This window comes from Vibrio sp. 1288, from assembly GCF_033344475.1.
In genome coordinates, this window is sequence record NZ_JAWPOX010000023.1 from 26,468 (window position 1) to 50,749 (window position 24,282).

Annotated in this window: 17 protein-coding genes; 8 read left to right on the forward strand and 9 right to left on the reverse strand. The window is 45.9% G+C overall.

Features of this window, described 5'->3' with window-relative positions; genetic code table 11:
• The first annotated feature begins 13 nt into the window (after positions 1-13).
• From R8O11_RS16775 to R8O11_RS16810, 8 genes are all read left to right on the forward strand, one after another.
• A complete protein-coding gene (locus R8O11_RS16775; protein WP_005380018.1) occupies positions 14-2,344 on the forward strand; it encodes a patatin-like phospholipase family protein in 2,331 nt (776 codons plus the stop codon).
• 268 nt (positions 2,345-2,612) lie between these two features.
• Positions 2,613-5,210, forward strand: a complete 2,598-nt coding sequence (gene acnB, locus R8O11_RS16780; protein ID WP_086047030.1) for a bifunctional aconitate hydratase 2/2-methylisocitrate dehydratase — start codon at positions 2,613-2,615, stop codon at positions 5,208-5,210.
• Positions 5,211-5,309: 99 nt separating this feature from the next.
• On the forward strand, positions 5,310-5,678 hold the full coding sequence (locus tag R8O11_RS16785; RefSeq protein WP_017635908.1) for a YacL family protein: 369 nt from the start codon (positions 5,310-5,312) through the stop codon (positions 5,676-5,678).
• Between the two features lie 188 nt (positions 5,679-5,866).
• Entirely contained in the window at positions 5,867-6,205 is a 339-nt protein-coding gene (locus tag R8O11_RS16790; RefSeq protein ID WP_005386570.1) for a P-II family nitrogen regulator, read from the forward strand.
• 27 nt (positions 6,206-6,232) lie between these two features.
• Positions 6,233-7,462 (forward strand): ammonium transporter, encoded by a 1,230-nt coding sequence (locus R8O11_RS16795; protein ID WP_047102648.1) that lies wholly within the window; start codon positions 6,233-6,235, stop codon positions 7,460-7,462.
• 152 nt (positions 7,463-7,614) lie between these two features.
• Complete coding sequence (locus R8O11_RS16800; protein ID WP_005386566.1) at positions 7,615-8,628, forward strand: Fe(3+) ABC transporter substrate-binding protein; 1,014 nt, start codon at positions 7,615-7,617, stop codon at positions 8,626-8,628.
• 99 nt (positions 8,629-8,727) lie between these two features.
• Complete coding sequence (locus R8O11_RS16805) at positions 8,728-10,353, forward strand: ABC transporter permease (RefSeq protein ID WP_169628514.1); 1,626 nt, start codon at positions 8,728-8,730, stop codon at positions 10,351-10,353.
• On the forward strand, positions 10,353-11,384 hold the full coding sequence (locus R8O11_RS16810) for an ABC transporter ATP-binding protein (protein ID WP_005380055.1): 1,032 nt from the start codon (positions 10,353-10,355) through the stop codon (positions 11,382-11,384). Before R8O11_RS16805 ends, R8O11_RS16810 begins: the two co-directional genes overlap by 1 nt.
• 157 nt (positions 11,385-11,541) lie before the next feature.
• Here the strand turns inward: R8O11_RS16810 and R8O11_RS16815 are convergent, their stop codons facing one another.
• From R8O11_RS16815 to R8O11_RS16855, 9 genes are all read right to left on the reverse strand, one after another.
• The gene (locus R8O11_RS16815; RefSeq protein ID WP_025768194.1) at positions 11,542-12,954 is read right to left on the reverse strand and encodes a phosphoglucomutase/phosphomannomutase family protein; all 1,413 of its coding nucleotides are present in this window, start codon (positions 12,952-12,954) and stop codon (positions 11,542-11,544) included.
• A 125-nt stretch (positions 12,955-13,079) separates the two neighbouring features.
• The gene (locus R8O11_RS16820) at positions 13,080-15,488 is read right to left on the reverse strand and encodes a GH36-type glycosyl hydrolase domain-containing protein (RefSeq protein ID WP_025768195.1); all 2,409 of its coding nucleotides are present in this window, start codon (positions 15,486-15,488) and stop codon (positions 13,080-13,082) included.
• Between the two features lie 84 nt (positions 15,489-15,572).
• Entirely contained in the window at positions 15,573-17,492 is a 1,920-nt protein-coding gene (locus R8O11_RS16825; RefSeq protein ID WP_025768196.1) for a beta-N-acetylhexosaminidase, read from the reverse strand.
• An 8-nt stretch (positions 17,493-17,500) separates the two neighbouring features.
• Complete coding sequence (locus R8O11_RS16830) at positions 17,501-18,391, reverse strand: N-acetylglucosamine kinase (protein WP_318194286.1); 891 nt, start codon at positions 18,389-18,391, stop codon at positions 17,501-17,503.
• Between the two features lie 2 nt (positions 18,392-18,393).
• Positions 18,394-20,133 (reverse strand): glycoside hydrolase family 9 protein, encoded by a 1,740-nt coding sequence (locus R8O11_RS16835; protein WP_054579086.1) that lies wholly within the window; start codon positions 20,131-20,133, stop codon positions 18,394-18,396.
• Positions 20,134-20,196: 63 nt separating this feature from the next.
• Positions 20,197-21,192: an ABC transporter ATP-binding protein gene (locus R8O11_RS16840; RefSeq protein WP_005380041.1), complete on the reverse strand. Its 996-nt coding sequence runs from the start codon at positions 21,190-21,192 to the stop codon at positions 20,197-20,199.
• A 47-nt stretch (positions 21,193-21,239) separates the two neighbouring features.
• Positions 21,240-22,223, reverse strand: coding sequence for an ABC transporter ATP-binding protein (locus R8O11_RS16845; protein WP_318194287.1), 984 nt, complete (start codon positions 22,221-22,223; stop codon positions 21,240-21,242).
• A 2-nt stretch (positions 22,224-22,225) separates the two neighbouring features.
• The gene (locus R8O11_RS16850; RefSeq protein ID WP_042521355.1) at positions 22,226-23,251 is read right to left on the reverse strand and encodes an ABC transporter permease; all 1,026 of its coding nucleotides are present in this window, start codon (positions 23,249-23,251) and stop codon (positions 22,226-22,228) included.
• 2 nt (positions 23,252-23,253) lie between these two features.
• Entirely contained in the window at positions 23,254-24,240 is a 987-nt protein-coding gene (locus R8O11_RS16855; RefSeq protein ID WP_005380038.1) for an ABC transporter permease, read from the reverse strand.
• Positions 24,241-24,282 lie beyond the last annotated feature (42 nt).

Below are 24,282 nucleotides of genomic sequence, written 5' to 3' on the forward strand. Positions count from 1 at the left end.
AAGGAAGAAGTGAATGTTCAAAAAGCTGTTATCAAGCCCATCGGTTCGCAACTTTGCGCTTTGGGTTAGTACCTTTTTGATGATCACTCCTTCTGTTTCCCTCGCAAACTCTCTAACAAAAACGGATGACTTGGAACCTCGACCAAAGGTGGCGGTTGTGCTCGCTGGTGGCGGAGCGAAAGGGGCGGCACACATTGGAGTTTTAAAAGCATTGGAAGAAATGCAGATCCCTGTGGATATTGTGACCGGTACCAGTATGGGCGCCTATGTGGGTGGGCTTTATGCCACGGGTATGAGTGCTGATGAAATCGAGAGTTTTATCTACACCGTCGATTGGGGCAGCGGTTATCGAGATCGTGTTGACCGTAGCCAACGTCGAGTTCGTGACAAAGAGTATGAAGACCGCTATCAAATTAATACCGATCTCGGCTTAAGGTTCGGTGAGGTACGAGCACCAACGGGTGTGGTGCAAGGCCAGAACATGTTGCGAGTATTGCGTGAGACTACAGGGAACTTAGGGCGATTCGATTCTTTTGATGATCTTGCCATTCCTTATCGTTCTGTTGCGACTGATATTCTTGCCCTAGAAGAAGTCGTACTGGGCAATGGTTACCTTGTGGACGCCATGATGGCTAGCATGTCTGTACCAGGAGCGCTTCCTCCTTATAAGCTCAATGGCCATATGCTTGTTGATGGCGGTGTCGTCAATAACATGCCTGTCGATGTGGCTCGCGCCATGGGGGCTGATGTCGTTATTGCCGTCGATATTAGCACCGATTACAAAACCGAAGATGAATTTACGGGGCTGTTTACTGTCGCGGACCAACTCTCTAACTATCTCGTTCGTCGTAGTACACAACAGCAAGTGGACGAGCTTGAACCTCAAGATATCTATATTCGTCCCAATGTGGGCACCATGGAAACTGTCGAGTTCGACAAAATGCCTTGGGCTTTTCAAGCTGGGTACGATATTACCAAGCAGTTAAAAGACAAGCTGAAAGGGTTGCGCTTGTCCAATGCGGACTATCAAAAATACATCGATCGCAAACAAGAAGTTCGTAAAACTTTGATTTATGGCGATCAGCGTGTGGTTGATGACATAGTGATTGTTAATAACACGCACTACAGCGATGTGTTGTTGACGAATCGTATTGAATTAGAAACCGGACGTCGTATTTCAACGGCCGAAATTGAGAAAGCCGTTGAAAACCTCTACGCATTAGATCGGTTCGAGCTCATCACTTATCACTTTGAAGAGGTTGATGGTGAGACATTGTTGGTTTTTGATGTTAACGAGAAGTCGTGGGGGCCTAATTATCTCAACTTCCGATTTTTTCTTGAAGATGACTTCGATACAGATAGCCAGTACGGCATAGGAATATCGACCAACTTTACCAATTTAAACTCTCATGGCGCGGAGTTGGCGTTCAACGTAGAAATGGGCACGGATAAGCTGATTGAAGCTGAGTTGTATTCCCCTGTTTTATCTAGCCAAGAACTTTTTGTATCGGGGCGAATTTCCTATGGTAGTGAGAGCCGAAACTTACCTTTAACAGAGCCTCAAGCACCAGATTTAGAGTCAGTAAATGACTTTTTTCCGGTCACTTACGATGATTTTACAACAGAGTTAGCGATAGGTATCCAACCCACATTGTGGCAAGAACTTCGATTTGGCGCTCGCTACTCAACCGGAGATATTGAGCTTTCTACTTTGGCTTCTGCTGGTAAATTGGATTTTGAACGTCGTGGCCTGTTTGCCAATTATCGCCTAGATACACTTGATGATTTCGCATTTCCGACTCGTGGGCTTTTAGTCGATCTCGAATATTTAGTGTCTCATGATCAAAGTCCTCAAGGCGTTAGCCTTTTAGAAACTGACAAAATTATTGAAGATACCGTTTATGAAATCTCTGCACGATTTAAAGGTGCAGTGAGTCATCAGCGTCATACTTTAGTCGGACATGCTGAATATAGTTTTGTAGAGAGTAAAAACTCATCTTTACCGCTTGATCCCAGAGAGTTGGGCGGCTTCTTAAGCCTATCGGGAATCCCAAGAAATAGCCTGATCGGACAGAACTTATTTTTCAGCAGTTTGGTGTACCGATATAAGTGGTTTGATAATGATTTCGGATTGTTTGAAGCTCCAGTCTACCTGGGCGCATCGGTCGAATATGGCGGTGTTTGGTCTGATAATGATCTGAAACTAAACGAAGCGCCGCTTTACAATGCTGGCTCCATCTTCTTTGGTGTTGACTCACCAATAGGACCAATAATGTTGGCATACGGTCGTACCGAGCAAGATTTGGATGCTGTGTATTTGATCGTAGGAACATCGTTTAATTAATCGGGTATGAGAAAGCAAAAACTTGGCATATTTGGTCAAAATTAGCAGAACTTTAGTCGTAAGTTGCTATGTTGGTCAAAATGATAAGATTTTAATTTAAGGTTAAATTTGCTATTATTTTGCCCACAGTTTGGCCTCTACGGCGCTGTTTCTCAATCATAATTGAATGAAAACAAGGGCAATGGAGAGCCAAGTTTCCAAGGATGTTCACTCCTTTACTTTAACAATAGTAATAATAGAGGAGGAACCGCAATGAGAGGAAAAAGTCGTGCTTGAAGCCTACCGTAAACACGTCGAAGAGCGTGCTGCTGAAGGAGTTGTTCCTAAACCGCTAGACGCAGAACAAGTTGCTGGACTTGTAGAACTTCTGAAAAATCCCCCGCAAGGTGAAGAAAAAGTCATTCTTGACCTACTTGAAAACCGTATCCCTCCAGGTGTTGATGAAGCTGCTTATGTAAAAGCGGGTTTCCTAACAGCAGTAGCAAAAGGTGAAGTTAAATCACCATTAGTGAGTCGTGAAAAAGCGGCTGAACTGCTAGGCACTATGCAAGGTGGTTACAACATCGAACCGCTAGTTGAGCTATTGGATGATGAAGCACTGGCAGAGATCGCAGTAAAAGCGCTGTCTCATACGCTGCTGATGTTTGATGCTTTCTATGACGTAGAAGAGAAAGCGAAAGCAGGCAATGCGCATGCACAGAAAGTACTTCAATCATGGGCTGATGCTGAGTGGTTCCTTTCTAAGCCTAAGCTTGAAGAAAAAGTCACTCTAACCGTATTTAAAGTAACAGGTGAAACGAACACGGATGACCTTTCACCTGCACCTGACGCTTGGTCTCGCCCTGATATCCCAGTACACGCACTGGCGATGCTTAAAAACGAGCGTGAAGGAATAAACCCTGATCGACCGGGTACTATTGGCCCGATCAAGCAAATTGAAGAGTTAAAAGACAAAGGCCATCAATTGGTTTACGTTGGTGATGTTGTTGGTACTGGCTCTTCACGTAAATCTGCAACCAACTCAGTGCTTTGGTTTATGGGTGATGATATCCCTTACGTTCCAAACAAACGAGCTGGTGGGTATGTGCTTGGTGGCAAAATTGCCCCTATCTTCTTTAACACAATGGAAGATGCTGGCGCACTACCAATCGAAGTTGACGTAACTAAGCTCAACATGGGCGATGTTATCGATGTTTACCCATATGAAGGTAAAGTTTGCAACCACGAAACTGGTGAGGTTCTAGCTGAGTTCTCGCTAAAAACAGAAGTACTGATTGATGAAGTTCGTGCTGGTGGTCGTATCCCATTGATCATCGGTCGTGGTTTGACAGACAAAGCGCGTCAATCGCTAGGTCTTGAGCCTTCGGACGTATTCCGCAAACCAGGTGAAATCGCAGATTCTGGCAAGGGTTACACGCTTGCACAGAAAATGGTTGGTAAAGCATGTGGCGTAGAAGGCATCCGTCCTGGAACCTACTGTGAGCCGAAAATGACGACAGTAGGTTCGCAAGATACTACTGGCCCTATGACTCGTGATGAACTTAAAGACTTGGCGTGTCTCGGCTTCTCTGCTGATCTTGTCATGCAGTCTTTCTGTCACACATCGGCTTATCCAAAACCAGTAGACGTTAACACTCACCATACACTTCCGGACTTTATTATGAACCGCGGTGGTGTATCTCTTCGTCCTGGTGACGGTATTATCCACTCATGGCTAAACCGTATGCTACTACCGGATACTGTCGGTACGGGTGGTGACTCACATACTCGTTTCCCTCTGGGTATTTCATTCCCAGCCGGCTCGGGCTTGGTTGCCTTTGCAGCTGCGACAGGCGTTATGCCGCTAGACATGCCAGAGTCAATCTTGGTTCGTTTTAAAGGTGAGATGCAACCGGGTATTACACTGCGTGATCTTGTTCATGCCATCCCTTACTACGCGATTCAGCAAGGTCTACTAACGGTAGAAAAAGCGGGCAAGATCAACGAATTTTCTGGCCGTATCCTTGAGATTGAAGGCTTAGAAACGCTAACGGTTGAGCAAGCATTTGAGCTTTCTGATGCATCTGCAGAGCGTTCGGCGGCAGGTTGTACTGTGAAATTGTCTCAAGAGTCGATCGAAGAGTACTTAAACTCTAACATCGTGATGCTGAAGTGGATGATCTCTGAAGGCTACGGTGATCGCCGTACTATCGAGCGCCGTATTACTGCAATGCAAGAGTGGCTAGCAAACCCTGAGCTGATGCAAGCAGATAAAGACGCTGAATACGCACATGTGATTGAAATCGATATGGCTGAAATCAATGAGCCAGTACTATGTGCACCGAATGACCCAGATGACGCTCGTTTGTTGTCTGAAGTACAAGGCACAGCGATTGATGAAGTGTTCATCGGTTCTTGTATGACGAACATCGGTCACTTCCGCGCAGCAGGTAAATTGCTTGATAAGTTCAATGGCCAGTTAGCAACGCGCCTTTGGGTAGCGCCACCAACAAAGATGGATAAAGACCAACTGATTGAAGAAGGCTACTACGGTATCTTCGGACGTGCAGGGGTTCGTATTGAAACGCCAGGGTGTTCACTTTGTATGGGTAACCAAGCACGTGTTGCAGATAAATCAACAGTAATGTCGACTTCAACGCGTAACTTCCCGAACCGTCTGGGTACTGGGGCGAATGTTTACCTATCGTCAGCTGAGCTAGCTGCAGTAGGTGCAATTCTAGGTAAGATTCCAACCAAAGAAGAATACCTAGAATACGCGAAGCAAATCGACGCTACGGCAACGGATACATACCGCTACTTGAACTTCCATAAAATGGATCAATACACCAAGAAAGCGGACGAAGTGATCTTCCAAGAACCGGCATAATCAGAAATGCACAATTCAAAAGCACCTCATATGAGGTGCTTTTTTTATGGGAGCAATTCGCTATACTCGCACCAAATTGATACGAAATAGGCAATCTCGGTGGAATTTGAATTCATTCGTAACACGTTGATGGGCGAGTACTACGTAAAATGTAGCATGGGACATGAGATTGTAGGGCGCTGGTTGCAAGAAGAAATTGGCAAAGATCCGATGAAGATTGCACAGGTTGAAAAGCTAATTGAGCGGTCATTTTCAGCGCCTTCTCAGGAGCATAACCTAACAGGCACGGAAATTAGCTTGATGATTCAGGGCGACGAAGTTCTTGTACAAGAAAACGCATTAGCCCATGAATATGATGTCGAGATGGAAAGTGAGTTCGACTTCTACAATGCAGAAAGTACAGCAAGTTGTGGGATAGAGGATTTCATGGCACTTATCGAACAGTGGAAAGACTTTTTGAACATTTAATGCACAGTTTTGGGTAACTTCTCTGCCGTTGCTTTAAATTTGTGAAAAGGGCGCACCGATATGGTGCGCTCTTTTTGTTTATAGATATGTAAATTGAGGTTAGTTTTTATTATTCAATAACTTAAAAACTTGGCACGTAGATTGGATTATAAGAAGTGTTTCAGGATGAAAGCTTCGGAGATAACTCAATGAAAATAATCAATGCCATTATTAAGCCGTTTAAATTAGACGATGTACGAGAAGCATTGGCTGATGTCGGTATCGAAGGGATGACAGTATCAGAAGTTAAAGGGTTCGGTCGTCAAAAAGGTCACACGGAATTGTATCGCGGTGCAGAGTATCAAGTCGATTTTCTACCAAAGGTGAAAATTGAAATCGCGACTCACGCAGACAATGTAGATCGCGTTGTTGAAGCAATTACAAAAGCTGCGCAAACCGGAAAAATCGGCGACGGTAAAATTTTTGTTTACGATCTGAACCAAGCGGTGCGTATCCGAACTGGCGAAATGGACGCAGAAGCACTTTAAGAATTCAAAGGATTGGAGATACTTATTATGGAATTAGCAACAACAGTAACCGAGTTACGTTACGCACTTGACACCTTTTTCTTCCTCATTTCCGGTGCGTTGGTAATGTGGATGGCAGCAGGCTTTGCGATGCTAGAGGCTGGCCTTGTGCGCTCTAAAAACACAACAGAAATTCTTACGAAGAACATCTGTTTGTACGCCATCGCATGTACGATGTTTCTGATTGTCGGTTATAACATCATGTATGTCGATAATGGAGAAGGAGGCTGGTTACCTTCATTTGGTACGTTAATTGGTACTCAAGGTGAAGGGGCCGACCACTCTTTAGAGTCTGACTTCTTCTTCCAAGTTGTCTTCGTTGCAACTGCCATGTCCGTCGTTTCTGGTGCGGTAGCTGAGCGCATGAAGCTTTGGTCTTTCTTGATTTTCTCTGCGATTTTAACTGCGTTTATCTATCCAATGGAAGGTTACTGGACATGGGGTGGAGGCTTCCTAGCAGAAGCTGGATTTAGTGACTTTGCGGGTTCTGGTATCGTACATATGGCAGGTGCTTCTGCTGCTCTAGCTGGTGTGTTACTGCTTGGCGCGCGTAAGGGTAAGTACGGTAAAAATGGTGAAATTTATCCGATTCCAGGTTCTAACATGCCTTTGGCAACGTTGGGTACTTTTATCCTTTGGTTTGGCTGGTTTGGATTTAACGGTGGTTCTCAGTTGATGGTTTCAGATTTTGAGAATGCTACAGCGGTAGGTCAGATCTTTCTAAACACTAACGCAGCAGCGGCTGCCGGTGCAATTGCGGCGCTATTCGTTTGTAAAACTACTTGGGGTAAAGCCGATTTAACGATGATTCTCAATGGCGCGCTAGCTGGCTTGGTTGCCATCACTGCAGACCCTCTATCGCCATCACCACTGTACGCGGTTGCGATTGGTGCGGTGTCGGGTGCACTAGTAGTATTCAGTATCATTGCTCTAGATAAACTTAAAATTGACGATCCAGTAGGTGCTATCTCAGTTCATGGTGTGTGTGGTTTCTTCGGCCTAATGGTAGTGCCACTGAGCAACGGTGATGCAACGTTTGGTGCTCAGCTTTTAGGTGCCGTAGTTATCTTTGCTTGGGTATTTGGTGCCAGCCTAGTTGTGTGGGCAATCTTGAAAGCAACCGTCGGGATTCGCGTTACAGAAGATGAAGAAATGGAAGGTATGGACATGCATGATTGTGGTGTTGGTGCTTACCCAGAGTTTGTTACGGTGAAATAATCATTAGCTTGTAATAAATGGTTACACACTTAACACAATAAAACCTGCTCCGATGAGCAGGTTTTTTAATATTCGTCATTGTCTTCTTATTGAACATACATATAATAACGCAACTGATAAACGTTATCATTAGCATGGTAAAGGATTAAACAATGAAAAAACTGCTAACTCTTTCAGCACTAACTTGCGCTACTCTAGCTCCAACAGCAATGGCTGCTGAAGAAGTGAACGTCTACTCTTACCGTCAACCTTTCCTAGTTGAACCTATGTTCAATGAGTTCACTAAAGAAACTGGCATCAAAGTAAACGTAAAATTTGCTAAAAAAGGCTTAGCAGAAAAGCTAGCTCAAGAAGGTGAGTACAGCCCTGCTGACGTTATTCTTACGACAGACATCAGCCGTCTAGCTGAACTGACAAACAAAGGTTTAGTTCAGAAAGTCGATAGCAAAATCATTGAAGAAAACGTACCTGCTCAATACCAAGATAAAGAGAATGAGTGGTTTGCTCTAACTCTACGTTCTCGTAGCGTTTATTCATCACGTGATCGCGTAGGTAAACTAGGCGCAGATTTCAACTACGCAGACTTAGCTAAGCCAGAGTTCAAAGGTAAAATTTGTACTCGTAGCGGTAAGCACCCGTACAACGTTTCTCTAGTTTCAGCAATGATTGCTCACAATGGCGAAGCAGAAACCAAAGAGTGGTTGGAAGGCGTGAAAGCAAACCTTGCTCGCAAACCACAAGGCAACGACCGTGCACAAGTTAAAGCGATCAAAGAAGGCCTATGTGATGTTTCTCTGGGTAACAGCTACTACCTAGGTAAAATGGTTAACGACAAAGAGCAAAAGGCTTGGGCTGATGCAGTTTACATCAACTTCCCTAACCAAGAGACTACAGGCACTCACGTGAATATCTCTGGTATGGCGATGGCGAAGTACTCTCCAAACAAAGACAATGCTGTGAAGCTAATGGAATTCCTAACGGGTGACAAAGCGCAGCAAATGTACGCAGAAGTTAACTATGAGTACCCAGTTAAAGAAGGCGTGAAGCGTTCTGAGCTTGTGGAATCTTGGGGTGACTTTAAAGCAGACAAGCTTTCTCTAGACGATATTGCAGCCAACCACGAAGCGGCAATTAAGCTATTAGACGAAGTGAAATTTGACCTTTAATTCCTTGTGGGGGTATAACAGTACCCCCATTTGATTAAAGGATATGAGATGTATTTGCAACAGCATTTGTATTTCATACAGCCTTGCAGTAATTAGGCGATGAAAGATAAACACTCTTTATGGAAAACCAGTAGTGGGGTAATAACTCTGCTACTGGTTTTGCCGATCTTAGCGATCTTCTACACCGCGATTGGTGAAACGGATGATTTGTTTGCTCATTTAATGGCAACGGTCATGCCGACTTATATTTTTAACACGGTTGCGCTAACTGTTGGCGTAATGGTGCTGTCCTTAATTCTTGGTATTCCAAGCGCTTGGATAATGGCCATGTGTAAACTGCCGACCGAAAAATGGTTGCAGTGGGCATTGGTGCTACCTCTTGCGATGCCAGGTTATATCATTGGTTATATTTTTACGGATTGGTTTGATTTTGCTGGTCCAATTCAAATCTTTTTGCGTGATGTAACCGGATGGGGACCTGGCGAGTATTGGTTCCCTGACATTCGTACGTTGCCTGGCGCGACCTTTGTGTTAGCTTTGGTGTTGTATCCTTACGTGTATTTATTGTGCCGGGCTGCGTTTATGGAGCAAAATGTCTCTTTATTGCAAAGCGCGCGTTTGCTCAAGTGCTCTCCATGGGAAAGCTTTTGGCGCATCTCGATGCCGTTAGTAAGACCCTCTATCGCAGTGGGTTTATCATTGGTCGCAATGGAGACCATTGGTGACTTTGGTACGGTAAGTTACTTCGCGGTGAATACGTTAACCACAGCGGTCTACGATACTTGGTTGGGGTACTCTAATCTTAATGCGGCAGCCAAGATTTCTGCCATGATGCTCGTCATTGTAGTACTGCTTCTTAGTGCCGAACGATACAGCCGCCGTAAACAAAAGCTTTTTCAAAGCCAATTTAACAGTCACGAAGATTTTCGTTACGAGTTGACGGGCTGGAAAAAGTGGACCGCACTAGTTTGGTGCTGGGGCTTGGTTTCGGTCGCGTTTATTTTGCCGCTACTACAGCTGATTGATTATGCGATCACTTATTTTGCGCAGAGTTGGACCTCAGAGTTTCGTGAATACGCATGGAACAGCTTAGTTGTGTCTGTTATTGCTGCGATTATTGGTGTTGCTGTCGCACTGATCGTTAACTTTACCCATCGAGTCAATGGTAAACGAGAAAGCTTGGCATTTATGCGTCTTTCTTCTATGGGCTATGCAGTACCAGGAACGGTACTAGCCATCGGTGTGATGGTCGCTGTGCTGTTTATGGATCATCGTGTCAACGACGTTGCTAAAGCCATCGAGTGGGGAAGGCCGGGACTTATCTTTTCTGGTTCCATGTTCGCACTAGTATTTGCCATGGTTGTGCGCTTTTCCGCGGTAGCGATTGGTAGTATCGAAAGTAATTTAAATAAAATTTCTCCGTCGTTAGATATGGCATCGCGCACTATGGGTTGTAAGCCCAATGCCATGCTGTGGCGCGTGCACTTTCCGCTGGTTAAGCGCGGTGCACTGATTGCGGCTTTATTAGTGTTTATCGAGTCGATGAAAGAGCTTAATGCGGCTTTGTTACTTCGTCCGTTTAACTTTGAAACACTAGCCACATACGTTTATAACTTCGCCTCGGATGAGCATTTAGAATTGGCCGCTTTGCCAGCGGTTCTGTTGGTTCTTGTTGGGTTGATCCCGCTTGTTGTTGTTAACCGTTCACTGGAGCAAAATCACTGATGAGCTGTGCATTATCAATTAAAAACCTAACGTGCCAATATGACGATCAAACTGTACTCGAATCATTGTCTCTTGAGGTAGAACAAGGGCAGATTGTCTGTTTGCTAGGAGCCAGTGGCTGTGGGAAAACAACACTATTAAAGGCCGTTGCGGGATTATTGCCGTTAACGTCAGGCGAAATGAGTCTAAATTGCGTCACAATTGATGATGGGGAAAACTGGTTGCCGCCAGAACAGCGTAATATCGGGATGATTTTCCAAGATTACGCACTTTTTCCTCACTTGACGGTGGAGCAAAACATTGCCTTTGGCTTAAAGCAGTGCTCGACAAAAGAGAAAAATGCCAAAGTTCAAGAGATGTTAGAACTCGTGCATCTTCAAGGTTATGGCGATCGTTATCCTCATCAATTGTCTGGTGGACAGCAGCAGCGTGTTGCGATTGCTCGCTCATTAGCTTACAGCCCAGACTTATTGTTACTTGATGAACCGTTTTCTAATATTGATACGCAAGTTCGCCATGAGTTGATAAGTGAGATCCGTAAGATTTTTAAGGCCCAAGGTGTGACTGCCATTTTTGTTACGCATAGCCGTGAAGAGGCTTTTGCTTTCGCCGATAAAATGGCAGTGATGAACAATGGAGTCATCGAGCAATATGGCACAGCATCTGAGCTTTACTACCAGCCTTCAAGTAAATTTGTCGCTGATTTCTTAGGTGGTGGCAGTTACCTTGCTGCTAAACGGGTTTCGAATTCAGAATATGAAACCCACTTGGGCGTGGTTGAAGCCACGGCTCAACAAGATATTCCAGTACAGGCGGAGTGCTCTTTACTGCTAAGACCGCAGCATGTGCAAATTCAATCCGATGAAGATAGTTCGGTAACCGTATTGGAACAGCATTTTATGGGTGATCACTGCCGTTATGTGATTAACGCGAATGGTGACCGTTTGTTAGCTACAGCTTCGCAAGCATTAAATATAGGTGAGTCCGTCGCGGTGAAAATTGAAACGCAAGGCGTCCTGGCATTTGCTTAACGCTCCTGAGTATCTTTTCTATCTCGTTTACGACTTCCCAACATACAATAAAAAAGCCCGGCTGTGGAGCCGGGCAAGTGCTCTTCTCCTGTTGATGAGCGCCTTTTCAGACAGCGTTGACTCTCATCATAGTGCTCGAAGCGGGCACAAGGTTCAGTTATAAAGACAAGAAGTCTTTAAACTGTTGAAGAACACGTTCCGCAGTGTCCTTATCTTGCATCTCTGCAAAAATTCGTAGCAGTGGCTCAGTGCCAGAGAAGCGAGCGATGATCCAACCGCCGTTCTTGAAGTAGACTTTCGCACCATCTTCATAGCTGACTTTTTCGATTTCAAACTCGAACTCAGGCAACTGCTTTTCAACATAAATCTTGTTGAACAGTACGTCTTTTTGCGCTGGTTTGAACTTGCAATCGCCTTCTGCCATGTAGGCATAGCCGTACTTGCCGTAGATTTCATCCAGCAACTCAGACAGCTTCTTGCCGGTTACTGAAATCATTTCTACCAATAGGCTTGATGCGAATACGCCGTCTTTACCTTTGATGTGGCCGCGAATGGTTAGGCCACCAGAGCTTTCCCCGCCAATCAGTGAGTCATCCGCTTCCATTTGGGAGCTGATGTGCTTAAAGCCTACAGGAACCTCAAAGCATTTCTCGCCATGATCTTCGGCGACTTTATCGAGAAGGTGGGTGGTTGCGATGTTACGTACCACGGAGCCTTTCCAGCCTTTGTATTCAAGTAGGTAGTAGTAAAGCAGCAGTAGCACTTCATTTGGATGAATGAAGTTACCTTTTTCGTCGATAATACCAAGACGGTCCGCATCGCCATCAGTACCGATGCCAATATCGTAACCTTGCTCTTTCACTAGGTGCATCAAACGGTAGAGTGTTGCAGCGCTTGGCGAAGGCATTAACCCACCGAAATCTGGGTTTTTGCCATCGTTAATCACATCAACGTCACAGCGGCCGTTGATTAATACGGTTTGCAGTGCGTTTTTCGCGACACCAAACATTGGGTCGATCAAAACACGTAAATTCGCCTTCTTGATCGCTTCGATGTCGATAAAGTCGATGATTGAGTCAACGAATTCGTTCATCGGATTGATGATTTCAATCAGCTTATCTTCAACCGCTTGTTCAAAGTCGACGCTTTTTACATCGTGCGCAGTGAGCGCGTCTATTTGTGATTCGATTTTTTGGGTGATGATTTCATCTGCGTCACGACCGCCTTCAATGAAGACTTTAATGCCGTTGTAATCGGCAGGGTTGTGTGATGCGGTAATACATGCCGAGTATGCGCAGCCCATTTCTTTCGCTTTAAACATTACGATAGGTGTTGGGACAAATTTGTCGATAAAGCTAACCACAATGCCGTTTGCTGCTAGAACTTCAGCGAACCAACGACCTGCTTTATCGGAAAGAAAACGACGGTCATAGCCAATCACAAAACCGCGATCAGCAACCGATTCGTTATTCGTGATGTTTGCAACTGCTTGAGCGACCAAACGTACATTATCTTTGGTGAACTCCTCACCGATAAATGCACGCCAACCGCCTGTACCAAATTTGATCATGATTCGATCCTCGATAAGAGCGGCATCCCACCGCGTCTTAAATCTTTGCTAGCGAACCGATGCACTTGTAAAACATAAATGCACCGGATAAATCAAAAGGGGAGAAGGACTCCCCCAAAAGATGATTAACCTAGAGTAACGATAACTTCGTTTACTGAACCTTCCGCTTGAACTGGGACAGAGGCACCATTCACTGCATCACCGTTCACAGTAATCGACTTAACGCCTTTGCTTACTGAGTCTGGGTTAACTACTTTGATGTTGTACGTTGCACCTAGCCATTGACGAGTCACTTCGAAACCAGGCCAGTTCGTTGGGATACATGGATCGATAGTTAGGCCATCGAAGCCTGTACGCACACCAAGGATAAAGTTGGTAACAGCGAAGTAAGCCCAGCCAGATGTACCTGTTAACCATGGGTGGTTTGCACGACCGTGGTCTTGGTGGTCACGACCCATGATGAACTGTACGTATGAGTAAGGTTCTGCAATACGTTTTTCGATGATGTCGTTCTGGTTGTATGGGTTAAGTGCATCGTAGAACTTCATTGCACGATCACCACGACCCAGTTTCGCTTCAGCTACCCAAGCCCATGGATTTGGATGCGAGAAGATCGCACCGTTCTCTTTTACGCCTTGGTAAACACGAGTTACGAAGCCGATATCATCATTCGGTGTTGCAAAAGATGGTGAGTTTAGGTGAAGGCCGTATTCAGAGAACAGGTTCTCATCGACAGCGTCCATCGCTTTTTCGCCGCGCTCTTGAGATACCGCACCAGAAAGTACCGCAAGTGTGTTTGACTCTAGGTGTACACGACCTTCTTTTTGTTGCGCTGTACCGATCTTTTCGCCGTTTTTCGTTAGACCACGGATATACCAGCCGCCTTCTTCGTCCCAAAGGTGGGTTTCACACGCTTCACGAACGTTTGCTGCCATCACCGTGTATTTTTCAACGTCGGCTTCTTTCCCTAGGTATTTAGCTAGGTCGATGAACTCCTGCAGTGCCCAGAAATGTAGGAACGACACCATTGACGATTCGCCGCCACCTAGGTTCAGACAGTCGTTCCAGTCTGCACGCAGACCTTTACAGATACCGGTTTGACCTACGTATTCAGCCGAGAAGTCTAGCGCGGCTTTCATGTGGTCATAAACCGTTGCATCGCCACCGTCGGCGTAAGGGATCACTTCGTCGAAGAAGCTGTGCTCACCGGTTTCCATCACGTACTTACAGATGGTTGGAACTAGCCATAGGTGATCATCAGAACAAGTGTCTTCGATGCCGTGAATTTTGTCTTCATCAGAAGGTGTTGGAACTACGGTTGGAGATTTAGATGGTTTAACATCCGCTTTTTCTGGATCAAACCAATCTGGATCGAATAGGTGTAGACCGTAGCCCGCTTTTACTTGGCCGCGCAGTAGGTCAACGATACGTTTGCGCGTCATTGCTGGGTTAGCGTGAGGAACTGAGATTGCATCTTGCGCTGTATCGCGGTAACCAAGACCAGTACGGCCTCCCACCTCGATGAATGAAGCAAAGCGAGACCACACCACACACGTTTCCGCTTGGTATAACGTCCAAGCGTTGATCATGGTATCTAGACCTTCGTTTGGTGATTTCACTTGGAACTTGCCACAGCGCTCATCCCAGTGTGTTTTGATACCCGCAAATGCGTTGTCGACTTCTGCAAGGTCTTGGTACTTAGCACGTAGACGCTCACCGTTGCCTTTACCGATACCTAGAATGTAAGCAAAGCGAACTTCTTCACCCGGCTGAATAGTAAATTGCTTATGCAAAGAGCCACAGTGGTTGTAACACGTTTGTGCTGTATTGAAACACTTACCTTGTTCTACCGCTAACGGGTTTGCTTCGTCACGGTATAGGCCTAGGAAGCTGTCACGTTGGCCGTCGTATGAATCTGGGTCAAATGTTGAAGCTAGGTAGTAGAAGCCTTCGAAATCGTTGGTGTTGTAGTACAGGTCGTACTCTATCACGCCTTCGTTGTAAGCCGTACCTGCCGAGTACAGAGACATCTGATGGTTTTGGTTATCAGATTGAATGTGGCTGAATGAGAACTCAACAAATGAGAATGCACTGATCGTACGTGGTTTGTCAGAGGTGTTTTTAATCACTACATCCCAGATTTCAGCGTCTTCGCCTTTTGGTACGAATAGCGTCTTTTCAGCTTCAATACCGTTGTACTCACACTTAAATTTAGAGTAAGACAAGCCGTGACGAACTTCGTAGTTTGCTTCGTCTAGGCTCTTCGCAACTGGTTGCCAAGAGATTGACCAGTAATCACCTGTCTCATCATCACGCAAGTAAACGTAGTGTCCTGGGCGATCGAATGTCGCATTTGGACGGAATTTAGTAACACGGTTGTATTCTGGAGAGTTGTAGAACGAGTAGCCACCCGCGTTGTGCGAGATAACCGTACAGAACTTCTCAGTACCTAGGTAGTTGGTCCATGGTGCTGGTACGTCAGGGCGAGTGATGACGTATTCGCGATTCTCGTTATCGAAATAGCCGTATTTCATTTGTGTCTTTCCTTTTTACGAAGCTGCATCAGCAGCCAAAATTTAAAAACTCTTCAAGCGTGATGTTTCGACATCAGTTTTGTATTACTTCCACGGTTTACGGTAATTCACTCCCTGCAAATCAAGCAGAGGTAGATGGCCTTTCAAGCGTGATAAATAGTCGGTCCAATCTCGGTGTTGTTTGTCTGTCCAACATGCTTCTGCCATTGCAGTTAAACGAGGGAAGATCATGTAGTCCATGCGAGGTTGGTTATTGATAATTTCGCACCATAATGCTGTTTGAATGCCCCAAATGCGCTTACGTATTGGGTCGTCGGCAGGCACTTCAGCGAGCGGCTCGTAGTTGTAAGCTTTTTCTAGTGGCAATGGGTTTGCCCAGTCCACGCCCGGTTCTTCAGGTGCGTAGTCTTGGGTCATATCTAGGTAAGTGGTTTGTGCTGGTTGCAGCACCACATCAAAGCCTTGGCGAGCACAGTTCAAGGCCGCTTCTTCGCTTAGCCATGAGTAGATCACCGTATCTTTACTGACTTTGTCGCCGTGTTGAGCTTCTTCCCAGCCCAGCATGCGTTTGCCCAATTTACGAAGTTTGTCTTCGGCATAACGCAAGAAGTGTCCTTGCAAATCTTTGTAGTCGCTGTAACCCAGTTGTTCCATTAGTGCTTGGCATGCTGGGCTTTTTGACCATACGCCGTTAGGTACTTCGTCGGCACCAATATGAACGTAAGGCGCAGGAAAAAGCGCAGAGACCTCTTCTAGCACTTTGTCGATAAATTCATAACTCCCCGGCAGAGCAGGGTTAATGACGTTGTCGTTGTAATGCTGAATACTGCGGTATTCGGTGGTATCTTCCGCTTCTACCAATAGGTGTGGTAACGACTTGATGGCGGCTCGGCAATGACCAGGTACATCAATTTCAGGAATGATGGTGATGCCTCGTTGCGATGCAAATTCGATAACGTCTTTGATGTCTTCTTGTGTGTAGAAGCCGCCGTAACGTTCATCAAAGTGCGTGTACTGTGGTTCATTGATCTCATCCAATCCGCGCCAAGCACCAATATCGGTCAGTTGAGGCAGTGATTTGATTTCAATTCGCCAACCCTCATCGTCGGTGAGATGCCAATGGAACGTATTGAACTTGTAATGAGCCAGTTGGTTGATCAAGCGTTTGACTTGCTCAACGGAGTGAAAATGACGAGCACAATCCAGCATCATACCGCGGTAACGAAAACGTGGCCTGTCCTTGATTGAACAACAAACTACTTCCATTGAGTTAGGTTGATCGCCAACTTTGATTAGTTGTAATAACGTTGCACAAGCATGGGTAAAACCAGACGAAGATCCTGCTTCAATTTTGATTGACTCTTCGGCTACTTTCAGTTTGTAAGCGCCTTCATCCAAGGTTGGGTTGCCTTTGAAGATGATCTGACTGCCATTGTCTGATGCGAACTCAAATTGGTGAATGCGCTTAAGCTCTTCAAGTAGCCATTCTTTAGCTGAATTGGCCAGGCTTGAATAAACCGCGACGCCAGCATGATGATCAAAGCTAAAATAGTGATCGCTGACCTCAATATGGTTTGGTTTTGGCAGCAAGGGCTGTGCATGGGTTAAACTTGCCGGAATCTCACTGCGTTCACGGTATGGTGAAGCTAATACGATAGGCGTGACATCCACTTGTGCGCGCTGTGGGTTTCCATCAACGACAAAGTTGATCATCGCTTCGTTAAAGCCATCCGAGTAATAACGGAATGGGTTCGAACCAATACTGAATTCACAGTAATAGTGATGGTTGGCAGCCAGTACCAGCCCTTCTGGCTTAAGTGTGCAAAAACTACCAATTTGAGTCAGTTGACCATTTGAAACGCTGTCTGGAAGAATGTAACGATCGAAAGCGAAAGTTAAGCTCCAGCTGTTTAGGTCTTGGTCGCTCAAGTTATGAAAGGTGAGGCCAAAGCGGCAGTTTTGTTTCTGCTCAGAAAGGACCACGAGATCAACACGATATTCCATATCTACTCCTACGCCGCACTGAGCGAGTAAAGGTTATGTTCTGGTTTGCCAGCAAACATAATTGCGCCTTCAATCGCGTCAAACTGTGGCTCAACAATCCATTGCTGAACTGGTGGTGAGAGCCAACGTAAAATGCGTTCAGCAATGCTACCCATTAAACAAATACGTGTTGCGCCGCGCTTGTTTAATGCCACGAGAAACATTTCTATATCCGCTGCGGTTTGCTTCAGTATTTCAATGGCCAGTGCATCGCCTTGTTCCGCATGTTGGAAAATAGCCGGAGAAAACTGCCCATAATCACGAGGAAGCGCCTGTTTTGACCACGCCACCACGTTGTCTACCTCATTTTCGAAATGCGTCATAACATGTTGTGCTAGGGGCGTTTTTTCTCTGATGCCATCTTCAGCTAACAAAACTTGCTGAACTAGGCGTAGCCCCATCACTGCGCCGCCACCTTGATCCGAAATAGGGAACTCACGACCACCGACAACGTGTTGCTCCAATCCGTTAAGGTAGATGCCACAAGAACCGGTTCCCGCAATCATGATTGCGCCATCTTCGCCATTGTGCGCACCAACGCACGCACCGTAAGCATCGGTATTTAGAGTTATACTGGCAAATGGATGAGGAAGAGACATGAAGGCTTGCCAAGATGCTTTGTGCTCTGCGCCAGCAAGGGCTAAGCCGACGTGCATCGACGCGAAATCTTGTTGTGTCAGACCGCCTTGCTCGGTAGCCGAAGTGATGGATTCAAGAATCGAAGCCATTGCTATTTCAGCACCTAGCATGATGTTGGCACTGCCGCTTTTGGCCTCGCCAAGAAAATTACCTTGTGAATCTTTAATCCTGGCTCGACATGACGTGCCGCCACCATCGATACCGACAAAATACATTCCCATGATTATTCTTCCTTCATATTTTTAGAGGTTGCCAACTGAGAAACATGCTGAGCTTGACTGATTATCGCGAGTAAGTACCAAGCGCCATGCGGGATCCATTGTTCGCCCCAGCGCCAGTTTTGTAACACGTCTTCTTTTTGTGCTGGTGGATTAAATGCAATGTCTTCCTCGTCTTCAAAGCCGCCAGTGATTCCGTTACACACGCCACCTTTTGCGTTGAAGAAACCATATTGAGGGAGGTAATCAGGGTTGTTACGACCATGGCCATCTAGCATGCACATGTCGTATGGGTTTAAGCCTACAACCCAGTTCAATGCATCTTGAGCAAACACAGAAAGTTGTTGCTGTACTTCTTGCGACGCTATATGCGGTTGAGCAAGGTACGCCATGGTCGCGAGTGAGCCCAGTCGAGCATTCTCGCCTTGCCACCAATAGCCGGATTCATTGTTGTGTGCGACAAAAAATGCCTCGCGTTTTGACTCATTTACGCCTTTAACATATTGGCGAGGGTAACCGAATGGGTTGATCACTTTATTCGATATTGTGATCTCAAACTCACACGCTAGGTTGACGATACGTTTTACCGATTCCGCTCGTGCTGAGTCGTCTTCAATTGATAGATATTCGCATAGGGCAATAACTGGTAGACCAGCTTCGGCTGCGTGAAAATATGGACGGCTGCCGTCTTGGTTTGCTGACCAAAAGTGTTGAATCTGCTCGTCGCTCATTTGGCGTGCAACTAAACGTTGCGCCCACAAACGGCTCTCTTCCAAGTAGCGAGTTTCTTTGGTTGCTTTAAACAGTTCTACACAAGCCAGTAGCGCACAGTATTCGTCGATAATGTTTTCTTCCCCATCATTGAGGTACTGCGTATTGTGCTCTTTTAAGTGCCAGTAACCATTTTCGGCAGCGTTGCGGTATTTTTGTTGATCGTATTCACCGTGAACACTTAAACGCGACGCTGCCGCTAGCGCTGCAATGGCGACACCGCCACCTTGTCGAAAGCCTGCTTGATAGTCGTCAAATTTGTGACCAAGTTGAGTTTCGTACGCGCAAATCTCGCGTTGCGCAGTATCTTTGCTCCACTTGTCAAAGACCGTCATGTAGAAAAAGCCTTTTTCGTTTTGCATACGCACAAGAAAGTCTGCACCGAACAGGGCTTCTTCAATCAGACGTGTACGTGTGAAAGCTGCAATGTCTTCGCTTCCTTCAAGCAATGAAACCCCTTTTAGGATGTTCCAAACCACCATTGGGGTTTGTTGAGGATTCAAATAATTCGCGTATGAAAGGTGACTTAAATACTTGCTAACGTCTCCTGATGCGTCGTACCAGCCGCCGTGTACATCAACCTTTTTATTGGAGTTTAGTACTGGAAGTTGTCGATCTTGTTGATCGAAGATCCCGCCGCAACGTTGCGATTTGAAGTAGTGGATCACATCTGACAAAGTTTGATCCAACAGAATGTGTTCGCCAACGATGAAAGAGGAAGAGCGCGTATCTTCTACTTGCAAGAAATAGTCACCTGACGTTGTGAAAGAGGAAAAGTCGATGAGGTAGAAATAGCCCTGATGCCAGTTCGCCACTTTACCTTGTTCTTCAACCGCAAAAGTTGCCACGGTTTGCTCGCTAGTGGCACAAATCAATTGAGCAGTGTAAGAAGACAAGTGTGGTTGTTCGGTCTGGATAATGGCTTTCTTTGGGCCCAGACGTTCATAACCAATGTGGTTAGTCAGTAGCAGCATTCAATGTCTCCGGGAAACGATAAAAACAGGAATGGGCCAGGCTGAACCTGACCCTCGTTATGATTAATCTTCAAATAAGTAACAGCGGACAAAGTGGTTGTCGGACAGTTGAGTGACGCCCGGTAGTCGTTCGCGACATTTGTCGGTAGCGTGTACACAACGTCCAGCAAATGGACAGCCGACAGATTCTGGTGTCCAAAGTGGGATTTCCCCTTTGTTGCCTTTCAGTTTCTCGTGAATAGACTTCGATGGATCTGGAACCGCAGATACCAACAGTTGCGTATATGGGTGTTGAGGATCGTGAATGATTTCTTCAGTATCGCCCCATTCAACCATGTGACCTACGTACATGACCGCGAGATCTTCAGCAATGTAACGCGCTGTTGCGATGTCGTGAGTGATGTAAAGCAGAGACATTTGTTTCTCGAACTTCATCTCTTCCATCAAGTTCAGAACACCGGCACGGATTGATACATCGAGCATCGATGTTGGCTCATCCGCCAATACCACTTCTGCACCAACTGCGATGTTACGAGCTAGGTTTACACGTTGACGCTGACCGCCAGATAGCTGGTGCGGGAACTTTTGCGCCGTTTCTTTTGGTGGAATAAGACCAACTTGTTCAAGTAGGTCGTACACACGCTCTTCCAGTTCTTTCTTGTTGCCCGGTGCTACTTTCTTATGAATCAGCAGCGGGCGCGCAATATGGTGGAAGATATTGTGCGTTGGGTTTAGCGAGCCAAACGGGTCTTGCCACACCATTTGTACACCTTCACGGTAGGTCATTAAATCGTGACGAGAGGTGATATCTTGGATATCACGACCTTTGTATTCAATGATGCCATCGGTTGGTGCGTACATTTTTGCAATCATTTTTGCAGTAGTAGACTTACCTGAACCAGATTCACCTACCACTGACAAGCCGCGGCTCTTGTACATTTTGAAAGAGACGTCGTTGATTGCGCGCATCTTAGATTGTTTGATTGAGTTACTGTTTAAAGGGAAGTCCTTAACGACATTTTTACCCTCAATCAGCAGTTCGCCGAATTGTTTGCTCATAATTCTCTCCAGTGTAATTTTTGTTCTTAGCTAGCGTTTTTTTGTTGTTAAACCTTAGCTTGAGCAATGGTGTCGCCGTACAAATGGCAATTTGAGAGGCGACCTGGTTCAATTGGACGTAATTGGGTTGGTACACGTGTACATGCTTCATGTACGCGGTCGCAACGAGCTTGGAAGCGGCAGCCCTGTGGTACTTCTAGCAAGTTCAAAGGGTTACCTGGAATACCAGTCAATTTGGTCTTTGGTCCAGTTAGTGGAGGGAAAGAGCTACCCAAACCTTTGGTGTAAGGGTGGTAAGGACTTTCCAGTATTTGCTTAGAAGGCGCGACTTCAATCAACTCACCTGAGTACATGATGCCGATACGATCCGAGAACTCGACCATCAATGACAAGTCATGTGTGATGAACAGAATTGAGAAACCAAACTCTTCTTTAAGCGCGTAAATTTTTTGTAGAATTTCACGTTGAACCACTACATCCAATGCGGTAGTCGGTTCGTCCATGATGATCATTTTTGGGTTCAGAGCCAAAGCGATTGCGATTACTAGACGTTGACGCATACCACCAGAGAACTGGTGCGGGTAATCACTCAATCGGCTAGGGTGGATATCAACGATTTCCAGCAGACCTTCAGCGCGTGTTTTTGCTTGAGCGCGAGTCATATTGGTATGACGCATGATGACGTCACAGAACTGCTCTTCCATGGTTAGAACAGGGTTCAAAGCGTTCATCGCACTCTGGAATACCATCGACATTTCACTCCAGCGAAACGCTTGCATGCGATCATCGCTGTACTGAAGGATATCTTCACCGTTGAAGATAACCTCACCACCTGTGATAAACGCTGGCGGCTTATGAAGGCGCATTAGTGAGAAGGCAACAGTGGATTTGCCACAGCCAGATTCACCAGCCAGACCGAATACTTCACCTGGTGCAATGTCGAAGCTCACGTTGTTACAGGCGCGGACATCGCCCGCGTCTGTGATGTAGTCTACGCATAGGTTACGGATGGAAATTAGTGGTGCAGTCATGATTATTTATCTCCGCTCCATAGTGCATTTTGTGGTGCCAGTTCAGGCTCACGCTCTTTCTTGTCTTTTGCTGCTAGTTTTTTCCAGCGTTTCATGCCTTTGTGAGAACGAAGTTGAGGGTTCGCAATTTCGTCAACGGCAAAGTTCAACAGAGCAAGACCAGTAACCAGTAGTGTTAGGGCAATACAAGGTGCTAGTACTTCCCACCATGCGCCAATCAGCATGGCTGATGAGGTTTGCACGTTGTAAAGCATGATGCCCCAACTGATCGTGTTGGCATCACCCAAACCTAGGAACGAAATGACCGCTTCAGTGTTGATCGCCAGCATTACTGAGCCAATGAAGCTCGCACCGACAATCGGGATAAGGTTTGGTAAAATCTCAACGAAGATGATACGGAATGAAGACTCTCCCAATACTTCGGCAGCTTTAACGAACTCTTTCTCGCGTAGTGCCATAGTTTGAGAGCGGACAACACGTGCACCCCATGCCCAAGAAGTACCAGCGATAATCAAGGCAATGGTGAGTGGGCCTGCTTCACCGATAAAGGCCGCCAACACGAATAGCAATGGATACTGCGGAATTACTAACATGATGTTCATCGCGGCACTCAATACGTCATCCACTTTGCCGCCGAAGTAACCTGCCGATATACCAATGACTGTTGCTAAGAAGCACACTATGATGCCAGCGCCAAAGCCTACACCCAGTGATACTCGTGCACCGTAAGCCACTTGCGACCAGATATCGCGACCCATTCGGCTAGTACCTAATACGTGGTCGGCCTTTTTAGACATAATCATCGTACGACGATCGTCTGCTAGGTTTTTAGCGACCCAACCATCAGGATTGTTTTGTGCCTGTTTTACAACAAAGCTTGGGTATTCGTGTGGGTTACCGGTTCGCTTGTCTGGCGCATGCTTTGTAAGTAAAGGAGCGGCGATCGCAACGAATACGAATACGGTAACAATACCAAGACCGATTCGAGCGAATGCGTTACCTAAAATAAGTTTGAATAGTTCTTTCATGATTATTTGCCTCCCGTACGTAGGCGAGGGTCTAGAATCATGTACAGCATGTCAGCCATTAAGTTGAAGCACAGCATGAACATCGTCATGATAATTAACTGACCTTGAAGTACTTGGTAGTCACGAGCGTGAATTGCGTTAAGTAGCACGGTGCCTAAACCTGGGTAGTTGAAAATCATCTCGATGATCAATTGACCACCAATGGCCATACCCAAAGACATAGACAGTGCGGTAACACTTGGAAGTAGTGCGTTACGTGCGGCGTAATTAAAGACGACGCGGTTTTCACTCAGCCCTTTACCTTTAGCCATCGTGATATAGTCTTCGGCGAGAAGGTTGATCATGTTGTTACGCATGTTAACTAGGAAGCCACCAATTTGAACGATGGTTGCACAGAATAGAGGTAGTACAGCGTGGTAACCCACGTTCTTGATGAACTCCCAGCTTGTCCAATCAGGAATAGTACCTGGCGTGTAAGCATAGCCAGATGGGAACCATTTCAGGCCAATCGCAAAGGTAAACAGCGCTAACATTGCGATAACCATTTGTGGAATAGCTTGAATGATCAATGTGCCAGGCGTTACGAATGCATCGTACTTACTACCGCGCTTCCAGGCGGCAAAAATACCAAGGACAGAAGCGATGGAGAAAGAAAGTACAACCGCAGTACCAGCTAGAAATAGTGACCAGCCAAATGCACTACCTAGTAAAGAATTAACTGAAAGTGGGTAGAACTGGATTGAGGTGCCCAATTCCCAACTTAGAATGTTTTTAATGTACGAGAAGTACTGAATGTAAATTGGCCCATCAACGAAACCGAGCAGTTCTTTCATTGCTGCGATTCGTTCTGGAGTCACCTGTACTGAAGCATTAGCAAACATCATGGTAACTGGGTCACCAGGCATTGCTCGCGGAATAATAAAGTTTAACGTCGCTGCAACTAAGAGCGCGACAAGATAGAACGACAAACGTCTTAAAAAATAACCCATAACTCACACCTTACTCACCCAGATTTTTTCCCTGTTTCTGGT